At 69.2% G+C, this 20393-nt stretch carries 21 protein-coding genes; 9 read left to right on the forward strand and 12 right to left on the reverse strand.

Annotated features, from left to right (window positions below; genetic code table 11):
- Positions 1-35: 35 nt before the first annotated feature.
- A complete protein-coding gene (locus ACOFKX_RS17055; RefSeq protein WP_419828238.1) occupies positions 36-389 on the forward strand; it encodes a DUF6481 family protein in 354 nt (117 codons plus the stop codon).
- Positions 386-1057 carry a spermidine synthase gene (locus tag ACOFKX_RS17060; protein WP_419828239.1) on the forward strand — a complete coding sequence of 224 codons (672 nt, stop codon included), beginning with the start codon at positions 386-388 and terminating at the stop codon, positions 1055-1057. Before ACOFKX_RS17055 ends, ACOFKX_RS17060 begins: the two co-directional genes overlap by 4 nt.
- 52 nt (positions 1058-1109) lie before the next feature.
- Here ACOFKX_RS17060 and ACOFKX_RS17065 read toward each other — a convergent pair whose 3' ends face one another.
- The 4 genes from ACOFKX_RS17065 to ACOFKX_RS17080 all read right to left on the reverse strand — a co-directional run bounded on the left by ACOFKX_RS17065 (position 1110) and on the right by ACOFKX_RS17080 (position 2811).
- On the reverse strand, positions 1110-1379 hold the full coding sequence (locus tag ACOFKX_RS17065) for a Crp/Fnr family transcriptional regulator (RefSeq protein ID WP_419828240.1): 270 nt from the start codon (positions 1377-1379) through the stop codon (positions 1110-1112).
- Complete coding sequence (locus tag ACOFKX_RS17070; protein ID WP_419828241.1) at positions 1313-1636, reverse strand: Crp/Fnr family transcriptional regulator; 324 nt, start codon at positions 1634-1636, stop codon at positions 1313-1315. The genes ACOFKX_RS17065 and ACOFKX_RS17070 overlap by 67 nt, the downstream gene beginning before the upstream one ends.
- Positions 1637-1663: 27 nt before the next feature.
- The gene (locus tag ACOFKX_RS17075; RefSeq protein ID WP_419828242.1) at positions 1664-1870 is read right to left on the reverse strand and encodes a hypothetical protein; all 207 of its coding nucleotides are present in this window, start codon (positions 1868-1870) and stop codon (positions 1664-1666) included.
- A 473-nt stretch (positions 1871-2343) separates the two neighbouring features.
- Positions 2344-2811 carry a Crp/Fnr family transcriptional regulator gene (locus ACOFKX_RS17080; RefSeq protein ID WP_419828243.1) on the reverse strand — a complete coding sequence of 156 codons (468 nt, stop codon included), beginning with the start codon at positions 2809-2811 and terminating at the stop codon, positions 2344-2346.
- A 411-nt stretch (positions 2812-3222) separates the two neighbouring features.
- Between ACOFKX_RS17080 and ACOFKX_RS17085 the strand changes: the two genes are divergently transcribed.
- Positions 3223-3867: a Crp/Fnr family transcriptional regulator gene (locus tag ACOFKX_RS17085; protein WP_419828244.1), complete on the forward strand. Its 645-nt coding sequence runs from the start codon at positions 3223-3225 to the stop codon at positions 3865-3867.
- On the opposite strand, the gene ACOFKX_RS17090 is transcribed toward ACOFKX_RS17085, so the two are convergent.
- From ACOFKX_RS17090 to ACOFKX_RS17100, 3 genes are all read right to left on the reverse strand, one after another.
- Positions 3833-4507 (reverse strand): phosphatase PAP2 family protein, encoded by a 675-nt coding sequence (locus tag ACOFKX_RS17090; RefSeq protein WP_419828245.1) that lies wholly within the window; start codon positions 4505-4507, stop codon positions 3833-3835. The two genes, ACOFKX_RS17085 and ACOFKX_RS17090, sit on opposite strands and share 35 nt — an antisense overlap.
- A 52-nt stretch (positions 4508-4559) precedes the next feature.
- Positions 4560-6602: a TonB-dependent receptor gene (locus ACOFKX_RS17095; RefSeq protein WP_419828246.1), complete on the reverse strand. Its 2043-nt coding sequence runs from the start codon at positions 6600-6602 to the stop codon at positions 4560-4562.
- An 82-nt stretch (positions 6603-6684) separates the two neighbouring features.
- Entirely contained in the window at positions 6685-7086 is a 402-nt protein-coding gene (locus ACOFKX_RS17100) for a hypothetical protein (RefSeq protein ID WP_419828247.1), read from the reverse strand.
- A 230-nt stretch (positions 7087-7316) separates the two neighbouring features.
- Here ACOFKX_RS17100 and ACOFKX_RS17105 point away from each other — a divergent pair, with 230 nt between their 5' ends.
- The 4 genes from ACOFKX_RS17105 (at position 7317) to ACOFKX_RS17120 (ending at position 13553) form a co-directional block, all read left to right on the forward strand.
- Positions 7317-7952: a L,D-transpeptidase family protein gene (locus tag ACOFKX_RS17105; RefSeq protein WP_419828248.1), complete on the forward strand. Its 636-nt coding sequence runs from the start codon at positions 7317-7319 to the stop codon at positions 7950-7952.
- A 188-nt stretch (positions 7953-8140) separates the two neighbouring features.
- Positions 8141-10168: a glycosyltransferase family 9 protein gene (locus ACOFKX_RS17110; RefSeq protein WP_419828249.1), complete on the forward strand. Its 2028-nt coding sequence runs from the start codon at positions 8141-8143 to the stop codon at positions 10166-10168.
- A 2-nt stretch (positions 10169-10170) separates the two neighbouring features.
- On the forward strand, positions 10171-12279 hold the full coding sequence (locus ACOFKX_RS17115) for a glycosyltransferase family 9 protein (protein ID WP_419828250.1): 2109 nt from the start codon (positions 10171-10173) through the stop codon (positions 12277-12279).
- A complete protein-coding gene (locus tag ACOFKX_RS17120) occupies positions 12279-13553 on the forward strand; it encodes a hypothetical protein (protein ID WP_419828251.1) in 1275 nt (424 codons plus the stop codon). Before ACOFKX_RS17115 ends, ACOFKX_RS17120 begins: the two co-directional genes overlap by 1 nt.
- Here ACOFKX_RS17120 and ACOFKX_RS17125 read toward each other — a convergent pair.
- Positions 13535-13882 carry a glycosyltransferase gene (locus ACOFKX_RS17125; protein ID WP_419828302.1) on the reverse strand — a complete coding sequence of 116 codons (348 nt, stop codon included), beginning with the start codon at positions 13880-13882 and terminating at the stop codon, positions 13535-13537. The two genes, ACOFKX_RS17120 and ACOFKX_RS17125, sit on opposite strands and share 19 nt — an antisense overlap.
- Between ACOFKX_RS17125 and ACOFKX_RS17130 the strand changes: the two genes are divergently transcribed.
- Entirely contained in the window at positions 13882-14052 is a 171-nt protein-coding gene (locus ACOFKX_RS17130; RefSeq protein WP_419828307.1) for a hypothetical protein, read from the forward strand. The genes ACOFKX_RS17125 and ACOFKX_RS17130 overlap by 1 nt on opposite strands.
- 2 nt (positions 14053-14054) lie before the next feature.
- Here the strand turns inward: ACOFKX_RS17130 and ACOFKX_RS17135 are convergent, their stop codons facing one another.
- The 4 genes from ACOFKX_RS17135 to ACOFKX_RS17150 form a co-directional block, all read right to left on the reverse strand.
- On the reverse strand, positions 14055-16346 hold the full coding sequence (locus ACOFKX_RS17135) for a GH92 family glycosyl hydrolase (protein WP_419828252.1): 2292 nt from the start codon (positions 16344-16346) through the stop codon (positions 14055-14057).
- 106 nt (positions 16347-16452) lie between these two features.
- The gene (locus ACOFKX_RS17140; RefSeq protein WP_419828253.1) at positions 16453-17349 is read right to left on the reverse strand and encodes a diacylglycerol/lipid kinase family protein; all 897 of its coding nucleotides are present in this window, start codon (positions 17347-17349) and stop codon (positions 16453-16455) included.
- A gap of 6 nt (positions 17350-17355) precedes the next feature.
- Positions 17356-17652 (reverse strand): hypothetical protein, encoded by a 297-nt coding sequence (locus ACOFKX_RS17145; protein WP_419828254.1) that lies wholly within the window; start codon positions 17650-17652, stop codon positions 17356-17358.
- Positions 17649-18863, reverse strand: a complete 1215-nt coding sequence (locus ACOFKX_RS17150) for a YihY/virulence factor BrkB family protein (protein ID WP_419828255.1) — start codon at positions 18861-18863, stop codon at positions 17649-17651. Before ACOFKX_RS17150 ends, ACOFKX_RS17145 begins: the two co-directional genes overlap by 4 nt.
- Between ACOFKX_RS17150 and ACOFKX_RS17155 the strand changes: the two genes are divergently transcribed.
- Positions 18862-20343: a L,D-transpeptidase family protein gene (locus tag ACOFKX_RS17155; RefSeq protein ID WP_419828256.1), complete on the forward strand. Its 1482-nt coding sequence runs from the start codon at positions 18862-18864 to the stop codon at positions 20341-20343. The genes ACOFKX_RS17150 and ACOFKX_RS17155 overlap by 2 nt on opposite strands.
- Positions 20344-20393 lie beyond the last annotated feature (50 nt).

Genomic DNA, 20393 nt, shown 5'->3' on the forward strand with positions numbered 1-20393 from the left:
GGTCCTTTTCACCGCCGCAACGCAGCAGGTCATAGATGGCGAAGTTCAAGGCTCCCGATTTCAACGAACGCGCCGCGGCCGCCCGCGCCGCTAAGCAGAGCGCGCTGGAGAAGCTGCGCGCTGCGCCGGCTCCCGATGCCGCGCTCATCGCCGAGCGGCAGGCCGCGCGCGCGGCCCGCGACGCCGCCGCCGCCGAACGGCGCGAGGCCCGCCTTCGTGCCACCGCCGAGGAGAAGGCGGCCAAGCTCGCGGAGCAGGCGCGCGAGGCCGAAGCTTTGAGGGCGGAGGCGGAGGCGGCCAAGCGGCCGGAGCGCCCCAAATTGACCGAGGCGGAGCAGAAGGCGGCTCGCGACGCGCGCTATGCGGCGCGAAAGGCCCGCAAGCGGTGATCCCCCGCGAGGTGCTGGGCCTGGCGGAGGTGCCGGGCGCCGCCCCGCTCCGCCTGGTCCGGCACGGCCGCGACTTCATCATCATGCTCGATCGCAACGAGCTGATGAGCAGCCGGATGAGCGGCTCCGAAACCGCGCTCGGCACCACCACCTGCCGCCGGCTGCGATCCCCGGCGGATGCGCGGGTGCTGATCGGCGGCTACGGCATGGGTTTCACGCTACGCGCCGTGCTCGCCGAAAGCGGCGCCCGCGCGAGGATCGTCGTCGCGGAGATCGCGCCGACGGTAATCGATTGGGCACGCGGGCCGATGGCGGCGATCACCGGCGGCTGCCTCGACGATCCGCGCGTCGAGATCAGGTTCGAGGACGTGGCGGAGCTGATGGCGTCCGGCGACGGCGGGTATGACGCCATCCTGCTCGACGTCGACAATGGCCCGGACGGGCTGACGCGGCAGGCCAATGACGGCCTCTACACCGCGCACGGACTGGCGCGCGCCCGCCGCGCGCTGCGGCCCGGCGGCGTCCTGGCCGTCTGGTCCGCCGGCGCCGACCGCGCGTTCACGCGGCGATTGGGAGAGGCGGGCTTCGCCGTCGAGGAGGCGCGGGTACGCGCCCGCGAGAACGGCAAGGGGCCGACGCACATGATCTGGTACGCGACACCGCATTAGGCTGCCGTCGCACCGCCGCCGATCGCAAGACGATCCTTGACGAGCGCGATGTTCAGGCGGCGAGCGCGGCCGGCCTCATGCCGCCCAGGTGCAGGTAATCCGGCGAGAACCCGCCGGCACGCTGGAGAGCGGGCATGTCGAGTATCGTCAGGCGGTAGTTCTCGAGCGCGATCAGCCCGTCCGATCGCAATCCCTGGAGCGTGCGGTTGACGTGGACGGAGGTGAGCCCCAGCGCGTCCGACAGTTCCTCCTGCGTCAGCGGCAGCAGGTAGCCGCCCCCGTCGACGCGGCCACCGCGTCGAGCCTGGCATGGAGTTCGCACAGCAGGTGGGCGAGATGCTCGCGCGCGGATCGCCTGCCCAGGCACGCGATCCACTCGGAAAGCACCGCATTCTCGACAAAGGCGAGCCAGGTGAGCGCCTGCCCGATCCGCGGATACTCGTCGATCCGGTTCAGCAGCGCGTCCCGGCCGATGCTGGCGACGTGGCAAGCGATCAACATCACGACACTATAATCGTAGCGGCGAACGTAGAGGCCGACGATGTCGCAGACGTCGCCCGGCAGCAGCAGCGCGGGCATCTGCCGATGCCCGTCGAGCAGCAGTTTCTAGTGCGCGGCCCAGCCGTCGATCAGGACGTGGACATGTGAAGGCTCCTCACCTTCACTGACAAGCTCGCGATCGGCGGAAATCTTCTTCGCCGGTCCGAAGGCGCCCGCCAGCGCGTCCGTCTCGGATGCATTCAGGCCGGCGAGACGTTCCAGCCTCTTCGGCAGCAGCGCCTCCCGGCTTTGCTCGACGGAAGCGACGTTCATCGCAGCTGCGCCCCTCGCCGCTTCGCTTTACCGCGCATCGCTAAGATACGGCGCCTGGAAGCGTCGTGCGCCATCTCTGCGCGTCGTATGAGGATGCCTGGGCCATCAGCCGCTCGGTCTCAGCCCTTTGGCTAAATAGTTCACGTTGATTTCGGTCATCTGCCCCGGTGCCTCGTACCAGCACTTCGATCCTGAGCAGCGCTGTCCTAGGTCGATCTGGGGGAAAGGGTCATGCAGGGTACACACGTTGTCGATGGCGCCAATTGGTATGTCAGGTGGATTAAGCAGAGATGTCGGAGCGCGCAATCTCACCGCTTCTCCTCTAAACGACACGGGATCGGCAACCGCGCATCTGGCAATCCACTTGTTGGCTCTCCTCAGCGTCTCGGCGAGCCGTCCTTGCTGCGGTGTCGACGGACACGGGGCGGTAGATCAGCATGGACGGAGGCTTTCGGATGCGTTCCGCTCAAGCGTTACTCCATCACCAGCGCCGATCCCGATCGTTCGCGATCGAAATAATTGCCGTTGAAGCCGCCCACCTCCTTCAGCCGCGCGGCGTCGAGGATCGTGAACTGCCGGTCGCGCAGGCTGATGAGCCCCTTCGCGCGCAGCCGCTGGGGCACGCGGTTGACCGTGACGGAGGTCAGCCCGATCGTGTCGCCAAGCTGGAGCTGCGTCAGCGGCAAGTCGAAGCAATCGTCCGCCACCAGACCAACCGTGCTCATCCGCATCCACATCTCGCATAGCAGGTGCGCCAGCCGCTCATAGGGTTCGCGCCGCGCGACGTTGACCAGCCAATCGCGCGAGATCGCCTCGTCGACCAGCGTCGCCCAGGAGAGCGCGCGCGCGATCCGGGGCTGCGTGTCGAGCAGGTGGCGCATCGCCTCCGGATTGATGAGCGCCACCCTGGCGTCGCTCAGCAGCCCGATCGCGTGGCCCATGGTCCTCAGGATGAAGATGTGGATGTTGCACAGGTGGCCGGAGATCAGGTAGGCGAGGATCTGGCGCCCTCCCTCGGACAGCAGCTTGTAGCGATAGGCCCAGCCCTCGATCAGCCGGTGGACGTGGCTGAGACGCTCGTCCTTTTGGATCAGGTCCTCGCCCCCCTGACATCGACCACCTCGGTGCAGAGCCGTTCAAGCGCCTGCCTCTCGGCGGACGAGAGCGCGCAGAACGCCTCCAGCTTGCGGACGAAGGGATTGGGCATGGCAAGGACCCATACGCGTCCCGGCGGCAGGAGCCTTACACGCGTATAGCGCGTGCACGCGGAGCGCGAGGTAATCCCACTGGCAGGGCAGCGTTCCAGCTGCGCCGCTGGACCTTGATCCTGACGCACTTTCGGGACCTGTCGCTTGCCAGCCATCGAACAGTCTGAGCTTCGCAATCGCCTGCTCCGGCAGCTCTCGCCGGACGATTTCGCGCTGCTCGCCGATCACCTGGAGCCGTTCGCATGCGAGCGCGGCGACGTCCTGTTCAAGGCCGACCAGCTGATCGGGCACGCGCACTTCCTGGACGAGGGCGTCGGCTCGCTGATCGCCTCCTCGTCCGAGGGGCAGCGGGTCGAGGCCGGGCTGTTTGGCCGTGAGGGCTTCACGCCCGTCTGCGCTACGATGGAGACCGATTGGGCCTCCTACGACGCGCTCATCCAGCTTTCCGACAGCGGCCACCGCATCCCGATTGGCGCGCTGCAGGATGCGGCCGAGCGCAGCGCCAGCCTGCGTTCGCTGCCGCTCCGCAATGGCGAGGCGCCCAACGTCCAGATCGGCTTCACCGCGCTTAGCAACGCGGTGCACGCCGTTGAGGAGCGGCTCGCCCGCTGGCTGCTGGTGTGCCACGACCGTGTCAGGCGGCCGAGCGTCACCACCGCGCTGCACATTCTGGAAGGCAACGGCTTCATCCGCTCCGAACGGCGCTGCGTCATCATCCGCAACCGTGCCGCGCTGAGGAGTTCGCCGGCAACTCCTACGGCATGCCGGAGGCTGCGTATCGGCGGCTGATCGGCCCGCTGGATTGAGGGAGGCGTACGGCGTCCGCGGGACTCGTCCGAAACGTGCTCCGGCCGTCCGCCGCGCCGGCGATCCGCGAGGCCGCGACCTCGACCGCGTGCACGAGGCCCTCGGCTGCGAGGCCCAGGGCGGCGCCGGCGGCGAGGTCGCTCGGATAATGCTGGCAGCGCGGCACCTGAATCGCAGCGACGGCCGCCGCCGCCGAGTAGGCCGGCCATCGCTGCCCGGAATAATCCCGCACCAACGCCCGCGCGACCGCGACGGCGCCCGCCGTGTGACCCGAGGGAAAGCTGTTCATGGCGCTGTCGCGATCGTCGCCCGCCTCCATCCGATAGGCGCCGCCGTCCTCGGGCACGCGCGGCCGCGTCCGATCGACGCGGTGCTTGACGACGCTCTTCAGCTTCGTCGCGAGGAGTTCGGCGGCGAGCATCCTCGCGCCCGTCCTCGCCAGCCGGCGATCGCGCGAGACCAAGCCGAAGACGGTCGTCGCCGCGCAGATCGAGATGAGCTGCGGCTGGTCGGCGAGTTCGCTCAGCCAGCCGAGAAGCTTCACCGGCACGCTCTCGCGGGCCGGTGCCATCGCCCGTGCGGCTCGAATGTCCGCATGCTCCACGTCGCTCAGCCGGCTCATCGCCGACAAATGATCCAGGAGCCGCAATCGTTGCCTGTCCACGACGCCGCCGTCATTTCAGCTTCAGCCGAAAACCGGCCACGGCGGTGAACGGCTTGCCGTAGAGCGGCGCGGTAAAGCCGTCATTGGTGCCGACATAGCGGCGGTCAAACAGGTTCTCGACCTGCGCGAACGCCTCGATTCCGTGCCGCAGCGGCGCGCTGGCGGCGAGATCGGCGATGAAGTGCGCGTCGGTTCGGTAGAGAGCGTCGGGATCGCCGTTGGTGCGCGACAGATAGCGGACGCGCGGCGAGAGCCTGATGCCGTAGGGGCCGATCCAGTCCATGCCCGCGCTCGCCCTATGCCTCGGGATGCCGGGTTGCTGCGCGCCGACGCTGGCGGGATCTTCCGGGTTCCGGGTGACGATCGAGTCTGCGTAGGTGTAGGCGAGCGTCGCCTCCAGCGATGGCGCCGGCCGCCAGCTCAGCTCCGCCTCGACGCCGCGGCTGCGCGCCCGGCCGGCGTTTATGAGCCGCGCGCCGATGTCGAAGCCCGCCGGAAGCGTCGCGGGATCGAGGTAGCGGTAGGTCAGGAAGTTGGAGATGCGGCTGGCATAGGCGGTCGCTTGCAGGCGCATCGTTCCTCTCTCTAGATCAAAGCCTGCCTCCGCGCCCTCCAGCGTCTCGGGCTTGAGCGCGGCGTTGCCGTAGAGGATGTAGCCCGGCACCGACGCCGCGCGGTAGAGATTGTCAAGCGTGGGCGCGCGGAACGCGCGATAGATCGCGCCGCGCAGCGCGAAGCCAGCGGGGAGCTGGTAGCGGACCGACAGGCGGGGATCGACGTCGCCGTCGCGGCGGCCCGGGATGCCGGAGCCGAGCCCGCCCGGCGCCTTGTCGACGCCGTGGAAGCTGCGGAAATCCTGGTAGCGGACGCTGAACAGCAGTTGCAGCGCGTCGAGCGGGCGCAGATCGGCCTGCGCGAAGCCGCCGAGGAAGCGCTGATCGCCCGAGCCGGTGTCGGTTCGCAAGTAGCTTCCGGCCTCGTCGAAGATGCGCGCGTCGTCGCGCCCCCGTATGCCGTGATAGTCCGCCCCCAGCGAGAGCGAGCGCAGCGCCCCGGTGAACGCCCGCGTCCAGATCAGCGAAGCGCCCCAGTCCCGCGCCCGGGTGCGATGGCTGTTCTGGACGTATTCGGCATCATACGGGCCGGCGCCGTCCGGCGTGCCGGTGTTGTTGGTGACGAACCGCTCGTCATCGTGGAAGGCGGTCAGCTCCACCGAGCTGCCCTCGCCCGGCGTCCAGCTCAGCGTGGCGGTACCGCGCCAGGTGCGCTGATCGTTGGTGTTCAGCCGGGTTAAGAAGGTCTGGTCGTTGTCGTAATAGCTGGCCCGCGCCCGCAGGGTGAGGTCGGGCGCGAGATCCGCGTTCCCGGACGAGGCAACGGTGTGCGCGGTGAACGCGGTCGGCACCGTGATCGCGCCGCGCGCGCTTCTCACCTGCTCGACATAGCCGTCGCTGTGATTGATGCCGGCATCCAGGCCCAAGCCGAAGCCGGCGCCCGCCAGCGCGGCGTGCCCGTCCGCGCGGTACGAGCCGCGGCTGCCCCCGGCCGCCTCTGCCGTCAGGGCGTCCCTGTCGATCGGCTTGGTCAGGATGTTGATGACGCCGCCCATGGCGTAGTTGCCCCATAGCGGCGCGCCGCCGCCGCGGACAATCTCCACGCGGTCGATCGTCTCCAGCGGCACCTCGCTCCACTGGACGTAGCCGAAGAAGGGATCGTTGATTGGCACGCCGTCGAGCAGGACGAGCGAGCGGATGCCGCTCAAGCCCCGCATGGACACGATGGTGTTGGTCGGGTGCTGCTCGTCGGTGCTCGCGATCGGCAGATCGACCGAGGGGACCCGTCGGAGCACGTCGTCGATCGTCCTCGCGGGCGTGCTCTCGATCCTGTCGCCAGTGACGATGCTGACGCTCGCGGGCACGTCCGCCAGCATCCGGGCGGACCGGGTGGCGGTGACGACGATGTCGTCCGATCGGGCGACGCTCTGGGCGGATGCAGGAACGGCAAGCAGGAGGCAGGGCGCTACGGCCCCGGACAGCAGGAGGTATCGCGACATGGACATGCCTTTGATCGGCCCCGCGACGATGCGAGAGCCGTGAGCGCCTGAGCCGCCCGCAGTGAGAGCGGCGGTCGATCGATCAAAGGAAGGCCGGCGGCCCTCTCAGCGGCGGGCGCAGCTGCGCTCGCCGGCACGGTGCCGTCCACGTCGCGGGGCGCAGCCCCACGTCCAGGATGAAGGCGGATAGCGCGGCGAGCTGGACGGGATCGATCGCGCCCAGCGACGCGGCGGACAGAGCCGCGAAGGCGCAGGGCATCTCCGCCTTGCCATGGTCCTTCGACCTGCCGTGATCGGGCATGTCGCCGCGCATCTCCGGCATGTCCGCCGCCATCGCCGGAGAGGCCAAGCCGGAGCAGAGCTCGATCGTGAGGCGGCCATGCTCGCTGCCGATCATATACCCTGTCGGCACCAGCAGCTTCAGCAGCAGCGTCGCCGCGCAGAGCAGGATCGCGAGCGGACGATGCGACAGGAGGCACTTCACGGCGGACACGCCGCGCGGGTAGCGCGCACGCGCAACGCTGTCATCTGTCGGCAATCGATACCTACGGACAAACGCGCCTTGAGCGCCAAGCGGGTGCGGGGTCATCATCTCACGCGCCAGCGTGCCATCGGTGGACAATCCGCCTGAGAGGCAGCTCTCGATGCCGATCGCCCTCTGCTACTCGCCGCATCCTCGCTCTCCCGCGAGCACGTCCTCGCGGTGGCAGGCTCATGCACGATTCCTCGATCCTCGGCTCGCCACTGCTGCGCGGCGCCTTTCCAGCCGCCCTTCTCGTCCTCGCCCTCCCCGGCTGCTCGCGTCGGCCGACGCTGCCCTACGATGTGGCCGATCTGGCGATGAACGATCCTTGCATCCAGCCGGTCGCTGCCAATTGCGGCCCGCCACCACCTGCCCTCCCGTACGACCTGAGCGTCGCACGCATGGAGATCATGGCGCCGCCCCCACCCGGCCTCAGGAGGGGGTTGGTCCACGTCGTCGTCAGCCTGCCCCAGCAGCGGCTCTTCGCCTATAAAGACAACGTGCTCGTGGCGACGTCGCCAGTCTCGACAGGTAAACCGGGCCACGCCACTCCGGCCGGCGTCTTCCACATCACCGAGAAGCAGGTGTTCCACCGCTCCAACCGATATAGCAACGCGCCAATGCCATATATGGAGAGGCTGACCGCGTCCGGTATCGCGCTCCACGCCGGGCATCTACCCGGCTACCCCGCCTCGCACGGCTGCATCCGGCTGCCGATGGCGTTTGCCAAGCGGCTCTACAAGATGACGAGCTACGGCTCGCCCGTCACCGTCACAAAGACGGTGGTCGGATCGGCCCGTCGCCACCCTCGCCGGCACTACGGGTAAGCGATTTGTCCTCGCCACCGTGACGGAAGTCGGTCGGATGGTCATGACGACGGATCGCATGATTGACGAGCGGAGCGCCCCGTCGCTAGGTGCGGCACGCACTCAGGTTCCGCGTCCCTATGCCTCTCAATCATTGGCGGTCGTTCATCGGCGGGCTATCCCGTCGCGGTCGCGTTCTCGAGCATATCATGCGCCGGGCGGACGTCGCGCGGGACGAGCGGCGCTTTGCCGAGGCGGCCACGCTCTATGGCGAGGCGGTGAGGATCGCGCCCGGCCTGAGGCAGCTGCACCTTCGACATGGCGAGATGCTCCAGGAGGCCAACCAGATGGAGGCGGCCGAGCGGGCCTACGGATCGGCGCTGGAGGTCGCGCCCCGCGATCCGAAGCTAGCACTCCAGCTTGGCCACTTCTACAGGGCGGCCGGCCGGCCGGCGGAGGCATCGGCATCTTACGCGCGAGCCTTGCAGCTCAAGCCCGGCTGGGCCGAGCCACGGCGGGAGATCGAGGCACTGGACCGGATCCTGGCTTCGCGCGCGAGCGTCGACCCGAAGGCTTCGCTTGATGAGAACCACGAGGCCGGATCAGGCATGTTCGACCTGCCGGAGGGCCTTCGGCCAAGCGATGTCGCTCGCCTCGTGCCGACGCTTGCACCGCGCTCGCCCGACGCGCTGCTCCACGAGCATGGCATCGGCCTTGAGGTACGCCGGCTCGGGCGTCCCGCGCACGGCCCCTGGGGAAACGCCAGCACGCTGAGCGGCGTGGAGGCGATCCGCGGCTTCTGCATCTCGCCGCACCCGATCGTCGACTTGCAGATCCTGCTCGACGGGATCGCGATTTATCGCGGTCTGCCGAGGGGGGGATATGAGCTCGCACACGAGCGCGACAAACGACGCGTGCTCAAATACGTCTTCAACATATGGCTCGATTTCTCGGGCTATGCTGCGGGGCGCTACGATGCCGAGGTGCGCTGCATCGACAGCGAGGGGCATGTGCATCACGTCCGTCAGCTTGTCGTCATCGCAACATTCTCGCACCAGGAAGATGGCGGCTCGGATGCCGAGGTTCCGGTAAGCGATCCCGATCCCCGAACCCTCGCCGCCCGCATCCGCGGCTTACCGAGCGCCGTGCGCCCCGCCGCGCGGACGACCTTGCCGAGCCCGCCGCGGACGGTGCTGGTGATGCGGACGGACCAGCTCGGCGACGTCGTCTCGTCCGCGGCGGCGATCCGGCGGCTGCGCGAGATCCTGCCGGGCGCCCGCCTGATCGGGCTGTTCACGGCCGCCAACGCCGATATCGCGCGCACCACGGGCCTGCTCGACGAGGTGCTCGTTGCCGACTTCCCCGACGACAAGGGAGAGCGGCGTCGCGTGATGCCGCTCGACCAGCAGGAGGAGTTGCGACGCCGCCTGGAGCCGTATCGCTTTGACATGGCGATCGACCTCTCGCAGTCTGATGTTTCGAGACCCCTGCTCCTCCTTTCGGGCGCGCCCTTCCTCTACGGCGTCGGCGGCGGGGACTGGCCCTGGCTGACGGCCGAGTTCGGGCTGAACACCCACGATCGCCGCAACCGGCTCGATTGGGTGCCGCATTCCGCCAAGACGCTGGCGCTGATCGAGACGCTCGGCGCGGTGTTGCGCGACAGCTTCGAAACGCATCGGCGCGACGATCTCGACCGCGCGCGACTGAGGCGCTTCGGGATCGGGGAAGGCGACCGGTACGTGCTCCTGCACACGGGCGCCAGGATCGAGTTCTCGCGCTGGCCGCACTTCCCTGAACTCGCGGCCGAGCTGCTCGACCGCACCGGGGTGAAGGTCGTCATGATGGTCGACGATCACGCCGCGCGCGCCGGGCTTCCCGAGCGGCTTCTCGACCATCCGCGCTTCATCCTCATCGATCACAGGCTGGACTTCGACGATTTCGACGCCTTCGTCTCGTTCGCCACCGTCCTGGTCGGCAACGACTCCGGCCCGAAGCACCTCGCCTCCTTTCGCGGCGTGCCCGCCGTCACGCTCTTCACGGCGCGCATCAACTGGCAGGAATGGGGGCAGGAGCGCGGCGGGGTCATCATCAGCCGGCGGGTGCCGTGCGCCGGCTGCGCGCTGTTCCACGATCCCGAAGAATGCGGACAGGATTTCACCTGCATCCGCGACATCAAGGTGGCGGAGGTCTTCGACGCCGTGCTCGCGAACGGCGGCATCGCCGCATCGGCCGTCTGAACGTGGCGGGCGGTCTCCCCCGGCTGGTGTCGACGCGCAGCCTCGCGCGCGGGCTCGTGCGTCGTGCCGACGATCATCGCGACGCCCGCCGCTTCTTGGAGGCGGCCGCACTGTATGAGGAGGCGCTGCGGCTGCGCCCGGATCGCGCCGACCTCCACGTGCAGGCCGGGCACATGTTCAAGGAAGGCGGCGACATTGCGCGCGCCCACTCGCATTATCGGCAGGCGGAACGCGCCATGCCGGGCAATCCCGAGCTGGCGCTACAGATCGGCCATTTCCACAAGGTAGCCGGCCGACGCGAGGACGCGCTGGTTGCCTACCGCCGCGCCATCCAGTTACGCCCCGACTGGGCCGAGCCTCGCCATGAACTGGCCCGCCTCGGCGCAGGCGAGATCGAGAGGGCGGGTCCCGAAGCCGAGGACGGCATGGAGCAGGACGTCGGATCGGAGGCGGCGTTGCTCGACGCCTCCCGTCGCTTCAGCCTGCAACGGGATCTGCTCCCGCGTTCGGTCGCGGAGCTGATGCATCCCCATCGCGAAGGCATCGAGCTTCGCGGCTTCGGACGCGTCGAGAGGACGGCCTGGGGCACGATCAAGACGTTCCGTGGCGTGGAGGCGGTCCGCGGCTTCTGCATCTCCGCGACTCCCCTCGTCGAGGTGGTCGTCCTGCTGAACGGCGTAGCCCGGCATCGTGGCGGCGTCGATGGCGGCTACGAACTGAAGCGCGAGAACGAGAGGCCGGAACTCCGCAAATACGTCTTCAATGCCTGGATCGATTTCAGCGACGAGCCGCCGGGACGCCACGATCTCGACATCCGCGTCACCGACGCGCGCTACCGGCGGCACTCGCACCACGAGACGATCGTCATTCAGCCGTCGCGCTTCGAAGCGGACGATCCGCGCGTCGACGGCATCGTCGACGTCGATGCCGCCGATCCGCGTTCCGTAGCGCAGCAGATCAACGAGCGCCCCTCGCAGATTCGCTCCGCGCGGCGCGCCCTGCTCGCCGAGCCGCCGCGGAGTATCCTCGTCCAGCGCGTGGATCAGCTCGGCGACATGGTCGTCTCGGTGCCCGCCTTGCGCCGCCTGCGCGGCCTGTTCCCCGACGCGCGCATCGTCGGCCTCGTCAGCAACGCCAATGCGGAGCTCGCCCGCGACCTCTCACTCTTCGACGAGGTGCTCACCACCGACTTCCCGGAGGATTACGAGCAGCGCCGACGGGTGATGCCGCTCGACGAGCAGCGTCGCTTGGCCGAGCTGCTGGCCGCCCACCGCTTCGACATGGCCATCGACCTGTCCGAGAATGCATGGGCGCGCCGGGTGCTCATGCTGAGCGGTGCCCGCTTCCTCTACGGCTTCCGGGCCGGTGACGACTTCCCCGGCCTGGACCTCGACCTGGAGGGCAACACCCACGATCCCCGCAACGGGCACGAGATGGTGCCCCACACTAACAAGCTGCTCGGCATGATGGAGTGGCTGGCGGCGCTCGCGAGGAGCGAGCCCAACATTCAGCCCCGTACGCGGCCGACGGCGCAGGCGCTGGCCGCGCTCGGCCTGCGGCCGGGCCGCCGCTATGCGGTGATCCACGACGGCGCGCGTCTGGCCTTCAGCCGCTGGCCGCACTTCGATGCCTTGGTCGAGACGATCCTGCGCGAGACCGACCTCGACGTGGCGATGCTGCGCGACGAGGCGACGCCGGCCCCGCTGCCCGAGGCGCTGGACCGTTCCGAGCGTTTCCACCTCCTGCCCGCGCGGCTGTCCTTCGACGGGTTCGACGCGCTCCTCGCCGACTGCGCTGTCTTCGTCGGCAATGACTCCGGGCCAAAGCATCTCGCCTCGCTTCGCGGCGCACCCGTCGTCAGCATCCACATGGCGCGCAACAACTGGAACGAGTGGGGGCAGGAGAGCGGCGGCACCATCGTCTCGCGCAAGGTTCCATGCGCGGGCTGCCTGATCCACTACGATCCCGAGGAGTGCGGCGCGGGATTCGTCTGCCTGCGCGCGATCACGCCCGCCGAGGTGATGGAGGCGATCGCGAGGACGCTCGCGGCAAGTGCGGCGGACGAGCCGTCACCAGAGAGGCGCCTCGTCGCGGCGGCCGAGCCGCGCTGATGTCGATCCAAGACCTGAGCCACGGTTTGATCGATGCCGCACTGCGCAGGCTGGCGCTGCTGCAGGACGGCGAGACGCCGCTCCAGGATATCCTCGATCTTGCCGATCTCGCGCTCGCCGCAGGAGACGGCGAAGGCGCGCTGCTGCTCTTCGGCGCGGCAGCGCTGGAGCAGGGCCCGTCGTCGCGCCGCGTGCCGGGATGGCAGGACACGGCGAACCGCACCGGCCTGTGGCGTGCACCGCCCCCTTTAACGGCGGGACTGGCGCAGGAGCCGATACTCGATCGCGCGATCTCCGGGCTGCGGACGCTCCTGTCCGAATGGCCGTCGTTGACGATCGACGATCGGCCCGTCGAGGACGCGGCGAGCCCGCGTGCGCGGGGGCAGATGCCGCTTGAGAAGATCGTAGCGACGTCGGTGGCGATCGTCGGTCCGGTCCGCGAACTGCTTGAAGGTGGGCGGGAGAGCGCCGCCACGGTCCTGCGGCGGGTGCTCGACGCGTGCGACGGCTGGACGCTGCCGAGACCATCGAGCCACGCCGCCGTCGACGGCGCCATCCTCGCGCGCCTCGTCACGCTACGTCGTCTCCATCGTCTCGCGATTGCATTCGAGGAAGTGGAACAAGCGGACGCGAGTCTCGCGACGAGGGTCATGACGCTCGATGCGAGCGGAATGGGATCGCTGTTCGCCAACCTGCCCCGACTGGTTACGGCTCCGCATGATCTGCCGGCGCTGCTGCGGCTGGCGACGAAGACTCCCTTGGCGCCCGAGGAGGAGGCCGCCTGGCTGTCTGCGATCACCGTTCAGGCGCCGCGAGCGTGGAGCACCGATCTTGCAGCACTCGCCGCCCGACGCGCGGGACCGGGCCTGCTCCGACTTCTCGCGCGGCGGGGCGTGCGACGCGGCGAGCCGGAATGGCTCTGGGTATCGCGCGACGCCGCGCTGGCGATCGGCGACGGCGATGTCGCGGTCGAGGTCCAGCGGGCGCTCATCCGCGTCTCGCCCTATAGCTGGTCCGAGTGGCACATCCTGGGCGACATGCTCGGCCTGATGGGCAAGGTGGAGGCGGCGGACCAGGCGTTCGAGACGTGCATGAGCCTCAAGCCGACGAGCGAGCTGCCCCGACGCCGAGCTGCCCTCGCGAGCGGAAACTTCGAGGTGGTGGCGAGATCGAGCGGCTTCTTCGCGGAACCCGGCCGGACCCACTTGCGCCCGCGATCGCGCTCCACCTCGGTCCGCGACGGGTTGCCTCGGGATCAGGCCGTGAGATCGTAGGCGCGGTAGTGTGCCAGGCCGCGTAGGAACTGGTCCACGCAGCTGCCCCACTCGTAGCGCGAAGCTTCCGCGACGCAAGCGGACCGGGAGGCGCCGAGCGCACTGCGTATCGCGGCGGCGAGATCGTCGTCGAGCGCGCCGATCGGCCACCCCTGCCGCCCTCGGCCGTCGCGGCCGACGATGTCGAGCGGCCCTGGTACCGGCAGCGCCGCCACCGGCACGCCGGAGGCGAGCGCCTCGATCATCACCAGCCCGAACGTGTCCGTCCGGCTCGGGAAGACGAGCACGTCGGCCGAGGCGTATGCCGCCGCCAGCGCGTCGCCGTGCAGTGCGCCGAGACAAGTCCTCGCCGCTGAAGGCGCGCGGCGTCGGCGAGCTGGGCATCTACGGAGTCGGCGCGTCGGTGGCTAACGCGATCTATAACCCCTGCGGCGTGCGCGTGCGCGACTATCCGCTGCGCCTTGACAAGCTGCTCGCGCGAATGCCCGCGATCGCCTGAGATCAGTCGCCGCTCATCGAGAAGGGGCGCGCCGTCCGATCGCTTGCCCAGACCTTATTCGGCACCGCCGCCATGGTGAAGCGCAGCTCACCGCCTGCGCGGATCTCCGCGTCGGTGACGTAGCTGCGATCGAGCGCCACGCCGTTCAGCGTCACCGCGCCGACGTAGCGGTTCGCGGGCGACAGGCGATCGGCGACGACCACGAAACGCCTGCCGCTCGGCAAGTTCAGCGCGGCGCGCTCCACAAACGGCCGGCCGATGACATATTGGTTCGATCCCGGCGCGACGGGATAGAAACCCAGCACCGTGAACACCAGCCACGCCGACATCTGTCCGAGATCGTCGTTCCCGACGAGCCCGTCGGGGCGTGGCTTATACTGCGACGCAACGATCTGCGTGAGCCGTTCCTGCGTGCGCCACGGCGCGCCAGCGTAATCGTAGAGATAGGCGACATGATGGCTCGGCTCGTTGCCGTGAATGTACTGCCCAATGAGGCCGGCGATGTCCTCCGCGTGACTATAGTCCAGCTTCGAAACGTCGAAGTCGAACATCGCGTCGAGCTTGGCCACGGCCTTGGCGTCGCCGCCCAGCAGTCGGATCAGCCCGGCCTGATCCTGCGGCATGAACCAGCTATATTGCCACGCATTACCCTCGGTATAGTCTGATCCATAGTTGATCGCGGTTGGATCGAACGGTTTGCGGAAGGCACCGCTCGACAGCCTCGCGCGTACCCAGCCGCCCGCCGCGTCGAAGCTGTTACGCCAGTTGCCGGCGCGCTTCTCAAAGCGATCGGCGATCGCGGTGCGGCCCATCGCGCGAGCCATGCGCGCGATCGTCCAATCGTCATAGGCGTACTCGACCGTCTTGGACGCCGCCTCCGGTTCCTTGTCGATCGGCACGTAGCCGCGCCGCATATACTCGCCGAGGCCGCCATAGGCCGCATAGCTGGCGCTCGCCACCATGGCGTCGAGTGCGGCGTCGGCATCGAAGCCGCGCAGGCCCTTGAGATAGGCGTCGGCGATCACAGGCGCCGCATGGTAGCCAATCATTGTCCATGTCTCGCGGCCGGCATATTGCCACACCGGCAGGATGCCGTCCGGGCTGAAGCGGCGGCTCTCGATCAGCGAGCGCACGACGTCGCTGGTGGTCCGCTCGGGTTGGACGAGCGTCAGCAGCGGGTGCTCGGCGCGGAACGTGTCCCACAGCGAGAAGGTGGAGCGGAAGGTGAAGCCGTCCGCCCGATGCACCTGATCGTCGGGCCCGCGATAGCGGCCGTCGGCGTCGCTCCAAACGCTCGGCGCGAGCAGCGCGTGGTAGAGCGCGGTGTAGACGCTCCGCCGGATCGGCGCAGGCGCCTGGATGTCGATCGCGCCTAGCGCCTGCGCCCATGCGGCGGCGGTACCCGCGCGCACGGCGTCGAAGCCGCCCGGCTCCGCATCGAGATTGGCGACGGCGCCGTCCTCGTCCACCCCCGACAGCGCCACCCTGACCTCCAGCGGCGCCTTGAGCGTGCCGAAGTCGAGCCGCGCTTCCAGCGCGCGGCCCAGCTTCTCCGCCACTGCATCACTGCCCCGGCCCGGCCCCTGGAAGCCCTTGTACGGCACCGCCGCGTCGCGATCGACAAAGGCGTGGCCGGTGAGCGGCGCGGAGAAGCGCATCGCGAAGTAGAGCTTGCGACCCGGCGCCCAGCCGCGCGTCTCGCGGAAGCCGGTGACGGTGCCGTCGGGCCGCAGGTGGAGCCCGGACCACAGGATCTTGCCCGGATAGTCGTAGAGCGAGGAGCGCAGATCGACGATGAGGTGCGCCGCCTGCCCAACCGCGAAGGCGTAGCGATGCACGCCGACGCGCGTGCCGGCGGTGAGCTCGGCGCGCACGCCGCCGTCGATCAGCGTAACGGCGTAGTAGCCGGGATACGCTACCTCCCGAGCGTGATCGAAGCGCGACCGGTAGCCCGAGCCGGGACGCTTGGGATCACCCGGATCGAGGCGCACCATGGCGCCTGCCTGCGGCATCACCAGCACGTCGCCAAGATCGGAGTGGCCGGCGCCTGAGAAGTGGGTGTGGCTGAACCCCTGGATCGTCGGATCCTCGTAGCGGTAGCCGGCGGCGTGGCCGTAGCAGGCGCGGATCACGCAGCTGGTGTCGGTGTCGGGCGAAAGCTGCACCATGCCGAACGGAGCGGTCGCGCCCGGGAATGTATGCCCCTCGCCGGCGGTGCCGATCATCGGATTGACAGCATCGGACGGCGTCGGCGCGGCGTGGACGCTGGCGGAAAGCATCAGCACGAGGAGCATGGACCTACGCAAGGCGCGATTAAGCAGGCACGCACCCATCCTGTCCAATCCGCGCGACGAGAGGCCGATGCCGAACCGAGCAGGCTGCGGCCGGGCTCTCACTTGATCAGCAGAACGCAATGGTCCCGAGCCCGACGCCGATCTCCACGGGCAGCCGCGCCACGATGTCGCCATCGGCCTGTACCGCGAACCGCTCCGCGCCCTCGATCGTCAGGGCCGAGCAGGTGAAGCAGGTCGCGTCGCGCGGAACGCGCCCGCGCAGCAACGCCCAGGCGAAGCGCAGCATCGTCAAGCGGCTGGCGCGTTCCAACGCCACGACGTGCAGCAGCGGATCGTCGACGGCAGCGGCCGGCGCGAAGCTCCAGCGTCCGGCGAAGAACCGACCCTTGGCGACGTAGACCGCCTCGCAGCACACGTTCCGCCCGTCTGCGACGACGCGCAGCGACGAGCGCGGCCAGCGCGCGAGCAGCCCGCAGAACGCGACGATATAGGCGGCGCGGCCGATCAGCCGCTTGAGCCACGGCGAGACGCGCTCAACCGCGCGGCTATCGGGTCCGACGCTGGCGCAGGTGAGTACCGGGACGTCGCCGATCGCGGCGGCGTAATGCGTTCGCTTGGGTGGCGTCGCGGTCACGCGGCGCGCGAACGCGACGGGATCGTGCAGGTAGCCGCACTCTCGCGCGAGCAGGTTGACGGTTCCGAGCGGGTAGACGCTCATCGACAGCGGCCGGCTCGCCCGCGCGACGGCGGCGGCGACGTGGCGGACGGTGCCGTCGCCGCCCACGGCGCAGACATGATCGACCGTTTCCGCGATCGCGAGCGGGCCGCCATGGCTCGGTGCGACGAGAACGGTCGCACCCTGGGCCTCGAACGCCCGCCTCAGCGCGGCGACGCGCCGCAGCCGCCAGGTTCCCGCCCTGGGATTGACGAAAAGCTGGATCCGGCGTGCCGGTGCCGGCTCCGCTTCGCTCCAATCGCCTGCGTCAGCTCGGACGGACTCCACGCGGGTTCAGCCGCGCCCGCGCACGACGGCGAATCCGAAGGAGGTCGTGACATGCCCGTCGTCGAGACCGAAGCAAACGGGCAAGACGCGGCGCCCCCGACGGTGGAACCGCGCCGCCAGCCGGGCGACGTCGCGGTGGCGGGACAGGACGGTCGGCCGGTGGTCCACGATCCGGCGACCGGACGAGGGATCCTGCCCGCGTCCGCGCGAACCGCCCGCAGCCTTCCACGGCGGCGACCAAGCCGACGCGGATGTGGACGCCTCCATGTTGCCCTTCAGCACCGCTCGGTCGCCCGTGATCAAACCCGTTCCTCGTCGTCCTGGTACGGCTTCCGGCGCAGGAGCGCGAGCAACCCGCCCGCGAGTAGCAGGCCGAATCCTGTAGCAGGCGAGCGCCCACGACGGATGCCGGACAACCCGGCCGACGCCACGAGCCCCGGCAGCATGCCGGCACGCAGCACGCCTAAAGCCATGCTTCCGCGCCCGTCACCCTTGTCCTCGGCGAGCGGCGCGGACCGCGGAGCGTCGTCGACGCCGCGCCGCTCCTCAGGCTTCAGCACATAATCGGCGACGGCCGAACCGCGCTGTCCTGGTGGCCGATCGGGCCCCTCGGTGGTGTCGACGTGCGTCTGCCGCTCCATTTCCGAGTTGAGCTCGGCGCCGAGCAGCAGGACGTAGCTGGTGAGGTAAAGCCAGGTGAGGAACACCACCACCGCGCCGAGCGACCCGTAGGTCGCATCGTAGCTGCCGAAATTGGCGACGTAGATGCCGAACACGATGGTCAGCAGCATCCAGATCGTCGCCGCGATCGTCGATCCCGGCGTGATCCACACCCACTTCGCCTTCACCCGATCGGGCCCGTAGCGATAGAGCGTCGCCGCCCCGGCGGCACCCGCCGCCACCAGCAGCACGTAGGAGGCGAGCTTGCCGACGAGGAGAACGGGCTGCGGCAAATGGGGCAAGATGTCGTTGAGGTTGCCGACCGCGGTGATCGCGATCGTCGCCACGATCGCCACCGCCACCGTCGCGCCGGTGATCGCAAAGGTGAGCGCCGTCACACGCAGGAAGGATCGCCGCTCCTTCTCCTCGTACGCGATGTTGAGCCCGGTGACGACCGCCGCCGCTGCGCTGCGCGCGCCGTAAAGCGCGATCAGGATGGCGAGGATCAGCCCGAAGCCCTTTTTACCCGACGATGTCTTGACGACGCCCATCAGCTGCTCGCCGATCAGCTTCGCGGCATCCTTGGGCATGACCGTCGTCAGGCTGTTCATGTCCTTCAAGACGGTGCTCGGATCGGCGAGGATGCCGTAGATCAGCACGGTCGCGCCGAGCAGCGGCACCATCGCCGTGAAGCCGTAGAAGGCAACGCCGGCGGCCGCCAAACTGATATTATCCTCGGCGGCCTGCGTCCAAGTGCGCACCAGCACGTCCTTCCAGGCAGCGCCCGGCATCCGCCACGGGCTGCTCGAATGCGCGCCGGGTACTGCCGCCGCCTGCGTGTTCGCGTCGCTCATGGCCATCTCCGTCGCCGATCGGCTCGTGAACAGGGGAACCGCCGCCCGCGTTCCCGCCCGCGTTCTAGCGAGCGGACTTGCGGGCGCGCAGGGCTTGCGACAGGAAGCGCGGGTGGGGCGGGTTTCGGAGGCAGGCGGCGGCAGGGCAAGCGGGCGCGGGCGGGCGGCAATCCTGCTCGTCGTCCTCGTCGCCGCCGTCGCGATCGCCTGGATCGGGCATCGCCCGGCCGACGTTCCCCTCCCCGCGGTCGGGCAGGTGGCGGAGCCCGCGCGCCCTTCCCCGCCGCCATCGCCGCCCTGGACGCAGGCGCAACTCTCCGACCTGCTCAGCGCGATCGTGCGCGCCGACGCCAACGGGCTACGCGCGGGCGACTATCGCGCAGGCGAGCTCCGCGGCGCACTCGCCGCCCGGCAAACCGGCAAGCCGGTCGACGCTATAGCCGATGCCGCCGCGCTGGCGCTCGCCCACGATTATGCCGCTGGCCGCATCCGCAACCGGCATCGCTTCAACTGGTATATCGACTATGCGGGACCGGATGCCGCGACGATGCGGCGGCTGATCGTCGCGGCGCGCGAGGACCAGCGGCTCGACACCTGGCTCACGGGGCTGCTGCCCGACGATGCCGACTACCGCGCGCTGCGCGATGCGCTAAGCGCGACGCCAGAAGAGGATTGGCAGCGGCGCGATCGGATCAAAGCCAATATGGAGCGGCACCGCTGGCTGCCGCGCGACTTCGGCACCGCACCCGACCGCCTGACCATCAACCTGCCCACCTACCGACTGGAGGTGACGCGGGACGGCCAGACCGCCAACAGCTACCGCGCGGTGATCGGCGCCACCGACATGCCGACGCCGGTGCTCTCCGCGCCTGTCCGCCAGGTGATCGTCAATCCCGACTGGATCGTGCCCGCCAGCATCGTCCGCCGGTCGCACCTGAAACCGTCCGCGAAATACATCTTCTCTCGACGTCCCGACGGAACGCTCAGGGTCCGGCAGAAACCAGGCGCAGGCAACGCGCTGGGCAAGGTGAAGATTGAATTCCCCAACCGGCTGGCGATCTACTTCCACGATACGCCCAGCCGCTCGCTGTTCGGCGCGGAGGTCCGCACCTTCAGTCACGGCTGCGTGCGCGTGCAGGATATCGCGACGCTCGGCCGCTCGATCGTCGCCAATCAGGCGCGCTACGACGCGGCGATGGCGTCGGTCCAGACGCGCGGCTTCGCGCCCGCGCGCGCCTGGCGCGCCGACATCGTGTACCTTACGCTAGTGCGCAGCGCTGACGGCTCGCTGAAGGACGTCGGCGATCCCTATAGGTTGGACCAGGCGATGGCCGCCACGCTCGAAGGCCGCAAGCCGCGCGTCCCGCCGCCTGCCGTGGTGATCCCGCCGTCGCCGGCGGCTCCGACCGCGATCGATCCTGGCGTCGAGGTGATCGACGCCGTTTCCGCCAATGTCGGGGCGCCCACCACGCCGGAATAAGATTTCCTGATCGCTTTCCGGCGACGATGCCCAAAGCAAACCCGATGCTC

This window comes from Sphingomonas sp., assembly GCF_965200105.1.
GTDB lineage: Bacteria > Pseudomonadota > Alphaproteobacteria > Sphingomonadales > Sphingomonadaceae > Solisphingomonas.